Below are 17,679 nucleotides of genomic sequence, written 5' to 3'. Positions count from 1 at the left end.
GAGCGGCGAGAGCCGCCCAGAGTCAAACGAAACCTCCCCCGCTAAGGGGAGGGATAAACAAAAATCAGAAGCGGTAGTTCAATTGCGCACCAAATACATTGGCATAGGCAGAAATATCTGCATTCGTTGTTACGGCATTGCTGCTATCAATATTCGCCATGCTTGAGTCTTTAAACTTCACATAGGTATAAGCCACATCGACTGACATATTTTTATCTATTGCGTAGTTAAACCCTGTTGAGAACCAATAGCGATCGCTGTCTGGCAAGTTAGCAATACGATATTTCGCCTGATCTGCTGGCGATTGATCGTAAGCCAAACCAAAGCGTAATTTCAAAGGATCGTTATATTGATAACTCAGACCCAAAGAAAAGCGATCCGTATCGCGCCACTTTTGTTCAATATCTGCATTAAAGCCAGCGTCCGTTTTCAGAATTAAATCTTGAAATTTAGAGTGCCAGGTATGTGTCCAATCACCGGTTAATGCAAATTGGCTATTTAATTTTTTATAAAAGTTAATCGCAAATGAATCTGGTGTTTCTAAATCAACCGTACCATTTGAATTAAGCAATTTTCCAGCCACCGCAATACCAGGAGGGAAAACAGACGGCACGGTAAACTTAGTATCACCTTGCAGGCTATGGCTTAGGCTAGATCGATAAGCCGCACCAAAGCGCAAACTATCATCTACCTTCCAAGTGACACCCAGATTAAAGCCATAAGCCCAGTTATCGCCTTCGTAATCCATCGATCCATCAAGAGCCGGACTAGGATTTCCGCCTACGGTTAGCTTGCCTAAATCAATCATTTTCTTAAAGCGTGCTTTCATGTATTGGGCCGTGACACCTGCACCAACAGAAAACTGCTCGTTAACCTTGTAGGCAATCGAAGGATTAAGCGCTAACGTCATTAGCTCAAGGTCGGTGCCGTTATAACGACCGATCCATTTTTCATCAAAATTTGTTTTATCACCAAATGGCACAAACATGGCCAAACCAACAAACAACTGATCATTAATCTGATGTGTCATATAGGTTTGCGGAACATAGACTGGCGCGGTTGGAGAGCCACCATCATTTCCAGTAACAGTTTTTTTGCGGCTATTGGTCGCATTCAGATTAGAAAAGCTGATATGTGGATCAACTACGACCAAAGCACCAGAGATATTGGTGCCTGGTAAACGCGTCATCCCTGCTGGGTTGTAAAACAAGACAGTAGCGTCTTCTGCCTCAGCAGCGTTTGAATTGGCAACGCCTTGCGAGCTGACGCTTTGCACACCAAAGTGATAACCAGAAGCAAGGGCGTTGCCTGCAATGAATAAGCTTGCCACACCTAAAGTACGAATTGCCATACGAATAGTCTCAGACATCGTCTATCTCCAACGGCGGCCAATTGGCCTGTGATTTTATCCTAAGCAATAAAATTGCAACAAACCCCAAGTACTCTTTGGCACTTTCGCAGATGGTAAGCTGCCCTTACTCATCTCGCGCATTTGGGCTTTATCGATTTTAGGACACTAAGTGGGTGCAAGCTTATTTTTATTCAAACAACTGTTTCAGCGCATTAGGGATTTCATCACGCCGATGAAATCCCTCTTTTTTTATGACACTGGACGAGTTTCTGTTGCTATTTTTACACTTTCCACCGCATTCACCTTAGGCGATGCCGCAATATCTAAGCCTTTAGGCTGGTTTAAAATATCGCGATGAATGGCATTGTCATCAGAGAATGTCAAAGTGGCATCAAAATCATCCACCATAATCACTTCACGGCGTAAGCGACGAGCGCGCTCTACAGCAGCAAATTCAGCCGTTGTAATCAAACCTGTGCTCAGTGCCTCAGCCAAACGCTCACCTGAAGTGATGCTCTTTAAAGTACCTTTGCGATGCGCGTTGCGCAGCTTACCTTCCAACGCTTCAGTCTCGATCACCGCTTTCAATGCATGCTCTAGCACGCCAACAGGATCGTTTTCGTCTTTTGAGCGATACATGTATTGCGTCAGGCGATCACGGGCTACTGATGGCTCCATCAACAGACGTGCAATCTTAGTGCCATCACTATCTGTTGCTGCTTTTAAGCTCAAGCCCAATGGGAACACCAGCACGCGCATCAGCAATGCCAGCGCACGGCTTGGATGATTAGCCATAAAGCCATCCATCGCGACCTGACAATCATATAGCGCCGAATCAACCGCCCAAGCTACCAGTGGCAAGTCTTCTTTGGGTGCGCCATCATCATTGAATTTTTTCAATGCGGCAGTCGCAATATAAAGACCCGACAACATATCGCCCAAACGCGCCGATAATTTTTCGCGGAACTTCAAGCTACCACCAAGGGAGGCCATACCCATATCAGCAAGGAATGCAAAAGCTGAAGAGAAACGCACTACATTGCGATAACGCTGCGCCATTGCACCGGATTTTGGTGAGCCAACTAATTTTGCGCCCGTCAAACCCATCACAAAAGCGCGTACTGCATTGGATACCGCAAAGCCGATATGGCCAATTACTGCGGTATCAAAAGCAGGTAAATCTTTATTCATTGCCGCGCGTAATTCAGTTAGTACAAACGGATGGCAACGAATTGCACCCTGACCAAAGATAATCATGCTGCGGGTTAAGATGTTTGCGCCTTCAACCGTAATGGCCACCGGAATTGCACCATAAGCACCTGCAAGGTAATTACGTGGGCCGGTACATACCGCTTTGCCACCGTGCACATCCATTGCATCGTTAATCACCTTACGCATGCGCTCGGTGTTGTGATACTTCAGAATACCTGACAGCACGGATGGTTTTTCGCCCATATCAAGGCCAGCCAACGCAAGGCGTTGTGCCGCATCCATCTGATAAGTCATACCACCGATACGGCCCAGCGCTTCGTCCACGCCTTCAAAGCGGCCAATCGATAAACCAAACTGATTACGAATCCGTGAGTAAGCACCGGTGGTGTAAGAGGACACCATGCCTGACGCTACCGACATGGCAGGTAGAGAAATACAACGCCCTACCGATAAGCACTCAACCAGCATGCGCCAGCCTTGGCCAACGTACTCTGCGCCACCAATCACCCAATCCATAGGGATAAATACGTCTTTACCCCAGTTCGGGCCGTTCTGGAATACCGCTGTGCCAGGGTAATGGCGACGGCCAATATGTACGCCTTCGTGCTCAGTAGGAATCAGCGCGCAGGTAATACCGATATCTTCTTTTTCGCTTAATAAATGCTCTGGGTCATACAGCTTGAACGCCATACCCAGCACCGTAGCGATTGGGCCCAGTGTGATATAACGCTTTTCCCAAGAAAGGCGAATACCCAACACATTTTCATGGTAAGCACCGGTACGTGGATCGGTGTAGCTACCACGACAAACCTTACCAAAGTCAGGAATACCACCCGCATCTGAACCGGCATCAGGGCTAGTCAGTGCAAAGCAAGGGATATCAATACCCTTGGCTAAACGTGGCAGGTAGTAGTTCTTTTGCTCATCGGTACCATAATGCTGCAGCAATTCGCCTGGCCCGAGGGAGTTTGGCACCATCACGGATACAGCCGCCGAGCCAGAGCGCGTTGCAATCTTGGTTACAACACGGGCATGCGCCGTATTGCTGAATTCTTTACCACCGTATTGCTTCTTGATGATCATGCCCAAGAAACCGTTATCTTTAATAAACTGCCAAGCTTCAGGCGGCAAATCTTTATGCTGGGTGGAGATTTTCCAATCATCCAGCATCGCGCACAGCTGCTCAGTTGGGCCATCTAAGAAGGCTTGCTCTTCAGCCGTTAAGGTGGCTTGCGGAATAGCATGCAGGCGATCGAAATCAGGCTTGCCTGAGAATAAATCGCGATCCCACCATACCGTGCCCGCATCCACCGCTTCTTGCTCAGTTTGCGACATGGCAGGGGTGATTTTGCGGAAGACACCAAAAATAGGGCCCGTTAACAATGCGCGGCGTATCGGTTTGATATTGATCAGCGCTACAACAACGCCAACAACAATCAGAGAATACATCGGCATACCGCCGATTTGTACACCAGCAGCAGTTGCACCTAAAAACAGCACAGAGCTGAGCCAGAGCGGAGCACGCCAGTAAGCCAGAAGCATAAATGCTCCTAGAATGACAAATACATGCAGCAACAAGTTAGTCATGACAGTTTCCTTTATTGGGCTGCTGGCGCATTGAGGCCAGCACGGATAAATGGCATTAACATTCGAACCACCAATGCAGGATCACGGGCATTGACGAGTGAGCTTTCGGTAAATAAACGTAAAACATTATTACCAGCGAATGCATTAAACATAGCACTAGATAAAAAATGGAAACGCCATTGCACTTCTAATTCAGACAGATGCGGTAAAGCCCGCCCTAATGCCGCTAAATACCGCCGCGTTAATTCACCATATCGCTGTGGCATAGTCGCTTTTAATTCTGGATGCGGCTCAACAAATGTACGAGCCACTAAGCGAACAAACAATAAACCACCGTATTCTGGATTTCTTCCCATTTCTAAAGAAGCCATTACAAATGCTTCTGCGACTTGATCTGCCGTTGGCTGAGCGACGCTTTGCTCTAATTCCTCTAGCTTGCCTAATAGCAATCTGGCAAATGGCTCAGCGCGGCGTTCAAATACCGCGCGAAATAAACCATCTTTAGAGTGGTAATAATAATTAACTGCCGCAATATTGACTCGGGCCGATTGCGTAATCATGCGCATTGAAGTGGCATCAAAGCCGTGTTCTACAAAAAGAGGCTCGGCTGCATCTAAAATGCGGTTTGCTGTATCTTGCGCCTTGACCGATTCGACCACGTTACGACTCCTGCTGGGTGTAGTTGATTTAAAACAATTTCAAACGACCGTTTGAAATTATAAGAAGTTGACTTTATTGTCAAGCCAAGACGTAAAAATAGCGGAAAACCCCTAGATCTTCCGCCTCACAATGCAACACTTCAGCGCTTTTTTTGCTCTGCAGTGTCTAAAAAATACCATCTACAAATACTTGAAAAACCACAAATAGCTAGGGTCTGTTGCCTTGTTCAGCCCCAAAACTGCAGCCAACGCAGCCGTGAATGAAACGTCAACAGACCCTAGAGGCGCTGCTTGCTTGCGCCCCTAAGCATCAACGCAGATGAATGCCATGATTCAATACTATTTTTCAAAGAGGTTTGTTTTTCGTTGGGCGGGTGCAAGCCGCGTTTTTTTCAGCATCAATCAAAGGTTGCACCCGCCCCGCATGGTTTTTTGCATGGCAATAGCACAATCCAAACCCCGTAGATCACGCAGTGCGTTTGCCTAAATTAGCCTCTATTAAGTATTCAGCATCTCGCCATCTAGGTAATACCAACGGCCCTCTTCATAAACAAAGCGGCTGCGCTCATGCAATTTCCAAGCCTTGCCCGCAATTTTGTAACGCGCAATAAATTCCACCTCGCCATTTACACCATTAACATGCGCTTGCTTAATTTTTAAACCTAGCCAGCGCACCGGCTCTTCATCTACCAGGGTTTCTGGCCGAGTTGTAGCGTGCCAAGTTGCCAATAAATAATCATGTAAGCCCAAAACAAAAGCACTATAACGCGAACGCATTAATTGCTCAGGTGTAGTGGCTGCTGTGCCCTGATGCCAAGGCGCACAGCAATCAGCGTATACGCGCCCGCTTTCACAAGGGCAGCCATTCTCTTTCAGCATTCATACTCCCGTACCAAGCGCGATTAAAATAGCTGCACATCATACTTGAAGATTAGCTAATCCATGTTCTGACTAGCGTAATAATGCAGCGGTCAAGACTTAGCAACTGGCGTAAAATAAGCGTTTTCAGCTCTTCTATCGGCCACCGCATGTATTTAACTTCTAAACCACTTGCCGCCCTTTTTGATATGGATGGGCTGATGTTAGACACGGAAAGCATCGGTATTGAATGCTGGATGGAAGCAGCCACTGCGCTAAGCGTGGATATGCCGCGTGCCTTAGCCATTGGCATGATTGGTATGCATTACAGCAAAACCGATGCTTATTTACTTGAGCATCTTGGCTCCACAGCGCCCATAGATGAATTACGCGCGGCTTGCCATAAGCTGTATATGGAACGCACCCAAGAGCCGATTGCTCACCGGCCAGGATTGAATGATATTTTAAGCTGGCTAGAAGAAAACAATATTCCTAAAGCCGTTTGCACCTCCACACGGCGCAGCATTGCAGAGCATCATTTACGTGCAGCGGGCCTTTGGTCGCGCTTTCACTTTGCCATTTGTGGGGATGAAGTCACCCACCCTAAGCCCGCGCCTGAAATTTACCAAAAAGCCGCCGCCGCATTTAATTTTCCTACTGAATCGTGCGTCGTATTAGAGGACTCCGATTTTGGCGTGCAAGCGGCCCACCAGGCTGGCTGCAAAGTCATTATGATCCCCGACTTACGCCCCCCTTCGCGTCACTCTTTAGCGCTCAACATCCCCATCTTAAGTTCCTTAAGCGAAGCAAGAGATTTGCTAACACAAGCTCGCTAAGCAAAAGCTTGCCGCGTCAAACCGGCAGGCTGTTAAGCACAGATCCAGCTAAGCAGTTTAATGTGTAAGTACTACGTCATAAGTTATCGTGTATTACTCACATCAGCAGCGTCACACCCACGTAGGTGGGAATGACGCGACTGGCTCCCCGGCAAAAGCACTCGGGGGTGACGTTTTTAGCCCGTTTAAAATTTATGAAAACTTGTTATTCACTACGTATAAGTCGCCCTCGGCCTCACTCCCCTTCCTCAGTCCCCCCGTAAACACTCTTATATAAATCTGCAAGCAAGCGCTCTTTTTTGTTTTATCTAAATCACCGCCCTATATTGAGTTTTTAAGACACATCAATATCAAGGCTATTCACAAATGAAAATGCACAGATATTTATGGAACGGGTGCAATCTGCTCAGTGCAACATTAGCCATTGTGATTGCTGGAATACTCAATTTGCCATGGCTAGCGGCCCTTTATCTGCCCATCGGCATACTCCTTACTCGCCTCGCCCAAGCCCAACCAAACCGCGCCATTGAGCCAGCCGTAGATAGGCGCAGTACCGAACCAGCGCCACTTCCCCATCTACTCACCGCCGTGGCACCCATATGGCGGGGCAATATCGAACTAGCCCGACGGCAATCTGAAGACGCAGGAAATCAACTTGGCCTCACCCTTAGAGACATTGCAGTCGACTTGCGCGCCACCATTCGTGAGTCACGTGGCGAATCTGATGATAAGCACAGCAGCCAGCCCAAACTGAGCCAATTGATTGAGCATGTGCGTGAACGCACCAGCAGTCTTGCTCATATCCTTGCTCAAACATCCACCCACCGCGAAGAGCTGATTAATCAAGTGACCAGCCTTGCCAATTTCTCCACCGAGCTAGACTCCATGGCAAAAGGCGTGGCGGCTATTGCCAATCAAACCAATTTACTTGCACTCAATGCTGCCATTGAAGCCGCGCGGGCGGGTGAAGCAGGCCGAGGCTTTGCCGTAGTGGCCGATGAAGTTCGCAAACTCTCGACACTTTCGGCGGAGACCGGCAAGCAGATGTCGATCAAAGTAGCCGCCATCGATCACGCCTTGCGGGACGCAGGTACAAAAGCCGCCAGCATCAATGCCAGTGAATCCCAGCAAATAGGAGAGGCCTTGCATTTACTCGACGCATCTCTTTCTGACTTCACCATTGCTACGCAAAAAATGGCGCAGGTCAATAGCAACTTGCAAGCTCAGGGCAATAAAGTTGAACAAGAGCTGAACCAAACCTTAGTCGCACTACAGTTCCAAGATAGGGTGTGCCAGATGATGGCTCATGTTGAGCAAGACTTAAGCCACTTAGAAGATTACTTAGCCGCCCTACTCAGTGCCCCTGCAGATTCCCCCCCCCCGCTATCCGTCACAGACTGGCTGGCCCGATTACGCAGTACTTACTCCACCCAAGAGCAAGCTGCATTGCACGGTGGCTCGTCAGCCCAGCCGAGCACCGCCGCTGGGGAACCCGAATTCTTTTAAGTCCATAGGGATTGCAACTTGCGGTTTGGTTTGATGGCAGCCCCTTAACACGCAAAACCCCACACATATTGGGGTGTGGCTTGCTGCGCCTCTACGCGGAGGGCAACAGGTTTGGTGGTGGTTTTCGTGGCGCAAAACGCTCTTGCCAAGGTAGTGGCTTAACATCGGCTATTGAATTCTGATTGACACTGACACAGGGAGTGCTAAACCTAACTAATGTAATTATTGCCTAAGCACACACACCATTTAGCTCAAAAAACGCTTACAAAAAACCACTCTTATCTTGTCTACCCGCTTTTTATAACGATGGCTTAACTACCATGGCAAAAAAAACGATTTTGATACTAGATGACTCAGCCAGCATGCGAGCAACCGTTTCCATTACCCTAAACGGGGCGGGCTATGAGGTGATTGAAGCCAAAGATGGTAATGAGGGGCTAAGTAAGCTAACAGGGCAGCGCGTTAATCTGATTATTTCTGATGTAAATATGCCGGGCATGGATGGCATCACCTTTCTAAAAAAACTAAAAGAGCAAGCGGCGCATCGCTATGTGCCAGTGATTATGCTGACCACCGAATCAGCCGATGATAAAAAGCAACAAGGCAAAGAGGCAGGTGCCAAAGCTTGGATTGTTAAACCTTTTGAGCCCGCTAAATTACTCGATGCGGTATCCAAGCTGATTCAACCCTAAGCGAGCGCACCATGTCACTACTGCTAGAGCACCAAAATGGCCAGACCTTGGCCCGACTACAAGGCGAGCTTACGATATTTAATGCAGCCGATGTCCAAGATGATTTACTCAGCTTACTCAATCACGAAGAAGTCATGCTTGATCTGTCTGAAGTCAGTGAACTAGATGGCTGCGGCGCGCAATTGCTGGCTATTTTGCAGGCTGAAGCGATGAACGCAGGCAAGAGCATTGCACTCTTCACCCTAGACCCTGCCATGAAGCACACCCTGCAATACCTAGGCGTAACGGTGTGCTCAAGCCTGCCCACAGAGGCCAGCCATGATGGATCTTAGTAAAGCAAGGCTGATCTTTTTTGAAGAAGCTGACGAGCTATGCGATGCGCTTGAAACCGCCCTGCTTGATCCTATTGCCTACCCGCCCTGCACTGAAACTTACAACTTACTATTTCGTACCGCCCATACCATTAAAGGCTCTGGCGGCATTTTTGGGCTAGAGGCCTTGGTTAGATTTGCCCACGTCGTCGAAAACGTATTAGAACGCTTGCGTAGCAATCAACTGGCCTTAAGCGATGAGTTAGTTTCGCTGCTACTCGCCAGCAATGATCACTTACGCCGCTTGCTCTTAACCAGCGCAGGCAGCGAAGCACTGGCCTTAGATGATCTGCCCGAAGGGATACCGCTACTAGAAAGCCTACATCAATATCAAGCCGTTCAAACTGGGGTAGCGCTTCCAAAAGCAGTAAGCACTCCACAGATCGAAGCCGAACCGCTTGCCCCACAAACTTCGCCCCATGCCGTCTCACCGCTCTGGCAGCTTTCTTTACGTTTTCATCCCGACACCTTTCGCTTTGGATTCGATCCGCTTTCTTTCCTACATTACTTACAAGGTTTTTGTTCCATTAAGCATATTGAAACGGTCTGGCGTACTTGGCCCGCCATGCAGCTTTTTGACCCTACTGAATGCTTTATTGGTTTTGAAATTAGCATGGAGTCAGATGCCTCGGCGGATAAAATCAATGGCACTTTTGATTTTGTTAAAGAAGATAGCCTTATCGGCATCCTCCCTCCCCACGCCCCATTAGCACTTTATCGTGAGCTGGCCGAGCAGCTACACGCACAAAGAGGCGAAGAAATCGCCGATCAGCTCTCCCGCTGGTGCGAAAGGCAAGCCTTAAGTAACCAAGAAGCAATGCAAGTAAAAAGCGGCAGCTTCACCCTTGCCGAAGACCCCATCGCTAAAAGTGCCAGCACCACAGAGCAAGCCCCAGCCAGCACAGAGCAAGCCAGCACCAGCAGCAAAATGGCAAAAGCCCCTAGAACCGAAAGCCAATCCATCCGCATTGAAACCGCCAAGCTCGATCGGCTGATTAATCGCGTAGGGGAGCTGGTGATTGCCGCATCGGGCACCAAGCTGATTGCACAGCAACGCGGCGATGCCGAGCTGATTGAATCCGTCGCCATCATCAATACCTTGGTAGAAAGCATCCGTGATGATGCGCTGACCTTACGCATGGTGCCGGTAGACGAAATTTTCAGCCGCTTCCCACGCATGGTGCGCGAAACCTCTAAGCAACTCGGCAAAGCCATCCACCTTGAGATCAAAGGGGCAGACACCGAAGTCGATAAATCAATGGTAGAAAAGCTTACCGATCCACTGATGCATATTATCCGCAATGCGGTAGACCATGGCTTAGAATCCGCAGCGCAACGCCTAGCGGCCAATAAGCCAGAAGTAGGCACCGTTACGCTGAATGCCTATCACGATGCGGGCTCGGTAGTGGTGGAAGTCAGTGATGATGGCGCGGGGATTAATCGTGAAAAAGTGCTCGGCAAAGCCATAGAGCGATCCCTGATCAACGATGAGCGCCAGCTTTCTGATCAAGAAATCTTGCAGCTGATTTTTCTGCCTGGTTTTTCAACCGCCGATGCCGTCAGTGATTTATCTGGCCGTGGCGTGGGCATGGATGTGGTAAAGCGCAATATCGAATCTTTGCGCGGCGAAATAGAAATCCATTCCCGCCCAGGAATAGGCTCTACCTTCCGGCTACGGCTGCCGCTTACCTTAGCAATTATCGATGGCTTCCACGTTGAGGTAGAGAACTCAGCGCTGGTGATGCCGCTAGATATGATGATTGAGTGCGTCGATTTGCCGCCAGAAGCCATGAATCACAACACTAGGCAAATTAATTTACGTGGTGACTGGCTGCCGTTTATCTCGCTACGTGAGCTGTTTGGCTTACCCGCAGCGCACAGCCCAGAATTTATCGTGATTGTGCATTACGGCGAAAACCGTGCGGGCATTGTGGTGGATCGTCTGATCGGCGAATTACAAGCCGTGATCAAGCCCTTAGGGGATATTTTTAAATCGCTACGTGGTATCAGTGGCTCCACCATTTTGGGCAGTGGCAAGCCCGCGCTGGTACTGGATATCCCACAACTTATTCAACACGCATGGCGACGAGAGCGGCGCTTTATTCGCCAGCACACCGATGCCGCCGTTTTGGAAAAACACTAAGGCCCGCCCCCACGCTATTTAATCTCGCTAGGAGATAGTCATGAACTGGTTTCATAGTTGGAAAGTAAGCAGCAAGCTGATTGTTTCATTTATTACCGTGCTGGCACTACTACTGGGGGTGGCATTTCTAGGTTATTCCTCCACCAGTAAAACCAATGATTTGATTGGCGATATGCACGCCAATCAACTTACCCCCGTAAAAGACCTTGCCAATGCCAATATTCTTGCGGTGTATCACAACCGCGCCTTCTATCGCTACGTATTGGAAAACAACCGCAGCGAGATGGATGCCACCGAAGCACGCATGGTGAAGTATGAAGCGGAGATGGGTCGGCTGATCGACAAATACCGCAAAACCGAACTTACCCCGCCAGAAACCGAAGCACTCAAGCGTTTTGATGCCTCATGGATTCCCTATAAAGAAGCCGCCAAAGAAGTCATGCAACACTCCTATGCGGATAACGGGGACGGCAAAGAAAACAAAATCGCAACCGAAATGCTCTCCAAAAAAGCAAGGCCCATATTTGATAAATCAGATGACATCCTCACCGAGCTAGTAGATATCAATAGCAAACTAGCGGACGAAGCACTCAGCCAAAGTAAAAAAACCTTTGAAGGCACGGTAAAGGAAATCGCCTTTGTATCTAGCGTAGCCATTTTGCTTGGGATATTTCTAGCACTCTTAGTCACCCGTAGCATCCAGCGCCAATTGGGGGGCGATCCATCCTACGCCATGAGCATTGTGGCCCGTGTTTCTGATGGTGATTTAGCCGTGCCGATCCGCCTAAGCGCCAATGATGATTCCAGCCTGCTGGCCTCCATCAAGGGCATGACCCACCGCCTATCTGGCACGCTTACAGAAATTGGCTCGATGGCCAATGCCATTACCAGCGCCTCAGAGCAGGTTTCCTCCTCGGCAAATTCCCTATCGCAAACCTCATCCGAGCTTGCCGCTAGCGTAGAAGAAACCAGCGCTTCAATCGAAGAAATGACCGCTACAGTGACCCAAAATGCAGATAACGCGCGGGTCACGGAAAGCATTGCTTCTAAATCTGCGGGTAGCGCCACCGAAGGCGGCAAAGCGGTCAGCGATATGGTGCACGCCATGAAAGAAATCGCCTCGCGCATCACCGTCATCAATGATATTGCTAACAAAACCGATTTACTCGCCATCAATGCCGCCATTGAAGCCGCCCGCGCAGGCGAGCATGGCAAGGGCTTTGCCACCGTAGCGGTTGAAGTGCGTAAATTGGCCGAGCGCTCCCAAGTGGCCGCTAAGGAAATCGGCGATTTAGCCGGTAGATCTGTTGGGGTTGCCGAGCGTGCCGGCACTTTGCTGCAAGAAATGCTGCCTGGTATCGATCAAACGGCAACCTTAGTGCAAGAAATCTCCGCCGCATCGCGTGAGCAGCGCACTGGTATTGATCAGATTAATGGTGCGGTTACCCAAATCAATGGGGGAATGCAATCCTCTGCTGCTTCTGCTGAAGAGCTAAGCTCCACCTCAGAAGAGCTCAGCGCCACGGCCATGCAACTGCAAGAGTTACTGCAGCAATTCAATCTGCGTGGTAGCAAAAGTAGCCGTCGCAGCAGTGCCTATTCGCCCATACGCAAGGTGATCGCAGCGGCCCCTTCCACGCACTACGATGAAGACCTCGATGATGATGTAGATGACGATAAGTTCAGCAAGTACTAGGACTGGCGCAGCGGTGAGTAACGGCAGGCCTAAGGAGAAAAAATCATGAAAGAGCGTCTTGATCCTAGCGATGCAAAGCACGCAAACAAGTTTCACTGCGTTACCTTTATTTTGGGCGAAGATTTATTTGGCATCCAGATTAACTTCATCCGAGAAATCATCGAATTTGAAGGCATTACCCACGTCCCCATGATGCCCAATTTTGTACGGGGCATTATTAATCTGCGCGGCTCGGTGGTGCCAGTGATTGATCTCTCTGTGCGGTTTGGCCGCGAACTAACGGTGCTTAAGCCATCCACCTGCGTGGCAATTCTCTCGCTCCCCGGGCTAGAAGGATATTCTGAGGTGGGCATCTTGCTGGATGCCGTGTGCGAGGTATTAGAAATTCCCATGGAGGATATTGACCCCACCCCCACCTTTGGCGCGCGGATTCGTGGCGATTTTATCCAAGGCATCGCCACCATTGAGGACCGTTTTGCCATTTTACTGAATGTGCAACGCGCGCTATCGGTGGCCGAACTCAGTGCCATGGCCGAATCCGTGATGCAGCTGCATTTTGCCGATGACACCGAGGTGGCTTAATGACAGAAGCGGCTTCAAAAGCAGAGCACAATCAATTTGATGCAGCCCCCACCCTTAACACAGCGGAGTTCGAGCAGTTTCGCCATTTTATTTTTTCCGAAGCAGGCATTGATATGCCGCCAAGCAAGCGGGCATTGATTCAATCCAGATTATCGGTTCGATTACGCGAGCTGGAGCTAAATAGCTTCAGTGATTATTGGCGACGATTGCAACAACCCAATGGGGCCGCAGAGCGGCAAAGAGCCATTAACCTGCTTTCTACCAATGAAACCTATTTTTTCCGTGAACCCGATCATTTTACTTGGCTACAGCACCACGCCATTGAGCTAGCCAAGCATGGCAAGCGCCACCTCAAAATATGGTCTGCCGCCTGCTCCACAGGGGAAGAAGCCTATACGATTGCGATAGTGCTAGCCGAAGCGCTAGGCATCGATGGCAATTGGCAGCTATTTGCCTCTGATATCAACACACGCGTCACCGCATTTGCCAAACGAGGCATTTACCCAGTAGAGCGCGCTAAAAAAACCCCGCCTCATTTATGGCAAAAATACTTTTTGCGTGGCCGTGATGAGTACAGCGGCCAAGTTCGCATGGTTCCCCAATTAATCAAGCGCATTAACTTTTTTAATTTAAATTTGCTGCAGAGCGATACGTTTCAACAAGCAGGTTTTGATATTATTTTTTTACGTAATGTGCTTATTTATTTTAATGAAGACACTAAATTAAAAGTACTTGCCAATTTATGCCCTAAGATTATCAATGGCGGGCATTTATTAATTAGCCATGCCGAAACAATCCGTAATAAAGAACTACCCTTGGTTATGGAAGGGCCTTCACGCTATCGCGTAAACCCACCATTTAACCCACGCCGGTGACCCTATGGCCATTAATGTTTTAATTGTTGATGATTCTGCTGTAGTGAGGGAGATCCTGACTCAGGTGCTTGGCGCCGCCCGTGATATTAAGGTGCTTGCCGCTGTACCAGATCCCATTTTTGCCATGCAAAGAATGAAAATGCATTGGCCTGATGTAATTGTGTTAGATATTGAAATGCCCCGCATGGATGGTCTCACCTTTCTACGCCGCATTATGGCCGAGCGCCCCACTCCTGTTGTTATCTGCTCATCCCTTACCGAAAAAGGAGCCGATATCACCATGGATGCCATGTCGGCTGGCGCGGTGTCTATCGTGACCAAACCCACCATTAATCTCAAAGCCTTTTTGCAAGACATAGGCAATGATTTAGTCCAGGAAGTGCGCGCCGCTGCCGCTGCAAAAATGGGGGCCATGCGGCCAGTATCAAATAGCACTCACGTGCCCGCGCCTAAGCTCACCGCCGACGCCATGCTGGGCGCGCCATCAGGCAAGGCAATGTTTCGCACAACCGATAAACTCATTGCACTGGGCACCTCTACTGGCGGCACCCAAGCACTGGAGTTTCTACTGCCTAAATTACCCACCAACTGCCCTGCGGTGGTGGTGGTACAGCATATGCCTGAGCAATTTACCCGCGCCTTTGCCGAGCGCTTAAACCGTATATCGGCAGTAGAGGTGCTTGAAGCAAAAAATGGCGACAGGCTGATGCCAGGCCTTGTGTTGATTGCACCTGGCGGGCGGCATTTGCTGGTCAAACGCAGCGGAGCTCAATATATCGCCGAGGTAAAAGACGGCCCACTGGTTTCTCGGCACCGCCCATCGGTGGATGTATTGTTTCGCTCAGTCGCCATCAGCGCGGGTAGTAATGCATTGGGCGTCATCATGACCGGAATGGGCGATGATGGCGCACGCGGCATGCGTGAAATGCACGATGCAGGCGCACGCACCTTGGCCCAAGATGAAAAAAGTTGCGTGGTATTTGGCATGCCCAAAGAAGCCATCGTCCATGGCGGCGTGGATGAAGTTGTTTCGCTGACACAGATTGGGCAAACACTGGCATCACTACGGAGTTAAAACTCACCATGTCTCATTTAGAAAAATGGCGAAATCGCATTGCACTGGTGGTTGATGACTCCCAAATCCATCGCTTCGTTGCCGTTGAATATCTCAAGGAAGTTGGCTTTGCCCAAGTCTATGAGGCGCAAGACGGTAAAGAGGCACTGGATATTTTGCAAACACTAGAGCAGGTTGATTTTATTCTGACCGACCTCAGCATGCCCGGCATGGATGGCATTGAATTACTCGGCTGCTTAGCCAAGGCATCAAAACAATATTTTATTTCCGTGATGAGCGCAGTGCCACGAGATGTACTCGATGCCGTACAGGGCATTGCAGATGCCTCTAGTCTAGAATTATTAGCCGTGATGCCCAAACCGCTCACGCTTGAGTCTATCTGTAAACTACTAGAAAAGTCCGATCCAGACTTACACGCCAGCAGTACCGCGTGGCCACTCTTTAACTTTAGCGCCGATGACGTCGCTATTGCCATGGAAGCACGCGAATTACGTCTTTACTTTCAACCCAAAGTGACGATTGTCGATAAAAAACTCATAGGATTTGAAGCGCTGGCGCGTTGGCTACATCCTATACACGGCGTGCTGCCCCCGATTGCCTTTATTCATCATGTGGAGCACGGAGAATTAGCCCTGCGCTTTTTTTATGAGCTACTCAGCGCAAGCTGCGATATGTTAAAAACCCTGCATACCGTGGCCAGTGGTATTCATTGCTCCATTAATTTACCCGTGCCTTTGTTAGACCGTGCCGAGCTGGTAGATGCTATGCAGGCTATCGTTGAAGCAAAAGGCCTTGATAGCAGGTTTATTATCGTAGAAGTTACGGAAACCACTTTGATGTCGAATCTCGCCACCTTTTTAGGGGCTTTAGCAAGATTAAGGATCAAAGGCTTTGGCGTGGCGATGGATGATTACGGTACGGGGTATTCTTCAATGAAGCAGTTATCCCGCTGCCCCTTTACCGAAATCAAAATTGATAAGGAATTTGTACATGGCGCAGTGCATAGCCAAAAAAAATTGGCCATTTTGACTTCTGCTATTTCTATGAGCCAACGCCTTAATCTAAAAGTGGTCGCAGAAGGCGTTGAAACAGAAGAAGATTGGAATCAATTATCAGCCTTGGGCTGCGATATTGCCCAAGGCTATTTTATTAGCAGGCCTATTCCTGAAGAAAAAGTTTTAGCCTGGATTGCCTCGTGGCAATCTCAGTAGCTCCAATCAAACCAAAATATTTTTAGCCTCACCCGCTAAAAACGCATCAATATTAGCCATCAGCTGATCTGCCAATTGCTGCATGGTAAAGCGCCCTGCCCATGCAATATGCGGGGTAATTATTAAATTGGGTAATTCAATATCCAATAAAATATTGCCGTTTCGTGGAGGCTCCTCAATCAACACATCTAAGCCTGCCCCGCCTAAACGCCCAGCCTGTAAAGCACTTAATAACGCCGCCTCATCCACCAAGCCACCTCTTGCCGTATTAATTAACACCGCATCGCTTTTCATTAAGGCTAATTCAGCCTCAGCAATTAAATGGCGGGTGTCTGCATTCAGCGGGCAATGCAGGCTAACAATATCAGCCAGTGCCAAAGCTTGATTAAATGCCACATAACCTTCTCGTGTTTCGCTCGCGTTTTTTCTATCAGCAAATAACACTTGCATACCTAAAGCCCTTGCCAAGCCCGCCATCGCTTGCCCTAATGCGCCGGAACCAATGATCACCAAGGTGCTGCCAGCTAAATCATGGATAGGCGCGGCAAAATGGCAAAAGCTTTGCGCTTGTTGCCATTTGCCTGCCAGTACATCCAAGCGATAAGCGAGTAATTGTCGGCGCAAGGCCAGCATCAGCATTAAGGCATGCTCAGGAACACCTGATAAAGCATAATCACGAATATTACAAACGCGTATTCCCCGCGCTTTACACGCCGCTAAATCAATTTGGTTATAGCCTGTTGCGGCAACGGCAATCAGTTTTAAATTTGGGCAAGCTGCAATAGTGGCCGCATTAATCGGCACTTTATTGCTAATCGCAATCTCTGCATTGTGTAATCGCCCTGCCACATCTGCTGCTGCCGTATTGGCATATTCCTGCCATTGATGTTTGGCTTTTAAGGGGAGTAAAGTAAGGGGTAATGAATCCCGATCTAAAAATACAATTCGTGGCAGCATAAATAATCCCATATAAAAACGTGCGCAAGAGGCATAAATAGCAGAATACTTACATTTTCTATAAAGGT

Annotated in this window: 15 protein-coding genes; 10 read left to right on the top strand and 5 right to left on the bottom strand. The window is 48.8% G+C overall.

Features of this window, described 5'->3' with window-relative positions:
* Positions 1-64 precede the first annotated feature (64 nt).
* The 4 genes from R6242_RS13820 to R6242_RS13805 form a co-directional block, all read right to left on the bottom strand.
* Positions 65-1,369, bottom strand: a complete 1,305-nt coding sequence (locus tag R6242_RS13820) for an OmpP1/FadL family transporter (protein ID WP_318427709.1) — start codon at positions 1,367-1,369, stop codon at positions 65-67.
* Positions 1,370-1,600: 231 nt separating this feature from the next.
* Positions 1,601-4,150, bottom strand: coding sequence for an acyl-CoA dehydrogenase (locus R6242_RS13815; RefSeq protein ID WP_318427707.1), 2,550 nt, complete (start codon positions 4,148-4,150; stop codon positions 1,601-1,603).
* An 11-nt stretch (positions 4,151-4,161) separates the two neighbouring features.
* Positions 4,162-4,809 carry a TetR/AcrR family transcriptional regulator gene (locus tag R6242_RS13810; RefSeq protein ID WP_130104945.1) on the bottom strand — a complete coding sequence of 216 codons (648 nt, stop codon included), beginning with the start codon at positions 4,807-4,809 and terminating at the stop codon, positions 4,162-4,164.
* Positions 4,810-5,307: 498 nt separating this feature from the next.
* Positions 5,308-5,688: a YchJ family protein gene (locus R6242_RS13805; RefSeq protein ID WP_318427705.1), complete on the bottom strand. Its 381-nt coding sequence runs from the start codon at positions 5,686-5,688 to the stop codon at positions 5,308-5,310.
* A gap of 83 nt (positions 5,689-5,771) precedes the next feature.
* On the opposite strand from R6242_RS13805, the gene R6242_RS13800 reads away from it, so the two are divergent.
* The 10 genes from R6242_RS13800 (at position 5,772) to R6242_RS13755 (ending at position 16,654) form a co-directional block, all read left to right on the top strand.
* A complete protein-coding gene (locus tag R6242_RS13800; RefSeq protein ID WP_318427703.1) occupies positions 5,772-6,503 on the top strand; it encodes an HAD family phosphatase in 732 nt (243 codons plus the stop codon).
* Positions 6,504-6,869: 366 nt separating this feature from the next.
* Positions 6,870-8,009 (top strand): methyl-accepting chemotaxis protein, encoded by a 1,140-nt coding sequence (locus R6242_RS13795; protein WP_318427701.1) that lies wholly within the window; start codon positions 6,870-6,872, stop codon positions 8,007-8,009.
* Positions 8,010-8,329: 320 nt separating this feature from the next.
* On the top strand, positions 8,330-8,701 hold the full coding sequence (locus R6242_RS13790; protein WP_318427699.1) for a response regulator: 372 nt from the start codon (positions 8,330-8,332) through the stop codon (positions 8,699-8,701).
* A gap of 11 nt (positions 8,702-8,712) precedes the next feature.
* Entirely contained in the window at positions 8,713-9,033 is a 321-nt protein-coding gene (locus R6242_RS13785; protein ID WP_293932701.1) for an STAS domain-containing protein, read from the top strand.
* Positions 9,020-11,215, top strand: a complete 2,196-nt coding sequence (locus tag R6242_RS13780) for a chemotaxis protein CheA (protein ID WP_318427696.1) — start codon at positions 9,020-9,022, stop codon at positions 11,213-11,215. The genes R6242_RS13785 and R6242_RS13780 overlap by 14 nt, the downstream gene beginning before the upstream one ends.
* A gap of 40 nt (positions 11,216-11,255) precedes the next feature.
* Positions 11,256-12,911 (top strand): methyl-accepting chemotaxis protein, encoded by a 1,656-nt coding sequence (locus tag R6242_RS13775; protein ID WP_318427694.1) that lies wholly within the window; start codon positions 11,256-11,258, stop codon positions 12,909-12,911.
* Between the two features lie 45 nt (positions 12,912-12,956).
* Positions 12,957-13,493: a chemotaxis protein CheW gene (locus R6242_RS13770; protein ID WP_293932697.1), complete on the top strand. Its 537-nt coding sequence runs from the start codon at positions 12,957-12,959 to the stop codon at positions 13,491-13,493.
* Positions 13,493-14,368, top strand: coding sequence for a CheR family methyltransferase (locus tag R6242_RS13765; RefSeq protein ID WP_318427692.1), 876 nt, complete (start codon positions 13,493-13,495; stop codon positions 14,366-14,368). Before R6242_RS13770 ends, R6242_RS13765 begins: the two co-directional genes overlap by 1 nt.
* Before the next feature lie 4 nt (positions 14,369-14,372).
* A complete protein-coding gene (locus R6242_RS13760; RefSeq protein WP_318427690.1) occupies positions 14,373-15,443 on the top strand; it encodes a chemotaxis response regulator protein-glutamate methylesterase in 1,071 nt (356 codons plus the stop codon).
* A gap of 8 nt (positions 15,444-15,451) precedes the next feature.
* Positions 15,452-16,654, top strand: coding sequence for an EAL domain-containing response regulator (locus R6242_RS13755; RefSeq protein WP_318427687.1), 1,203 nt, complete (start codon positions 15,452-15,454; stop codon positions 16,652-16,654).
* Positions 16,655-16,660: 6 nt separating this feature from the next.
* Here R6242_RS13755 and R6242_RS13750 read toward each other — a convergent pair whose 3' ends face one another.
* Complete coding sequence (locus tag R6242_RS13750; RefSeq protein ID WP_318427685.1) at positions 16,661-17,611, bottom strand: D-2-hydroxyacid dehydrogenase; 951 nt, start codon at positions 17,609-17,611, stop codon at positions 16,661-16,663.
* Between the last annotated feature and the right edge of the window lie 68 nt (positions 17,612-17,679).

Source organism: Iodobacter sp. CM08, assembly GCF_033446605.1.
Lineage (GTDB): Bacteria > Pseudomonadota > Gammaproteobacteria > Burkholderiales > Chitinibacteraceae > Iodobacter.
The sequence above is the reverse complement of the archived record's forward strand: the minus strand, read 5'-3'. Positions and strand labels throughout refer to the sequence as shown.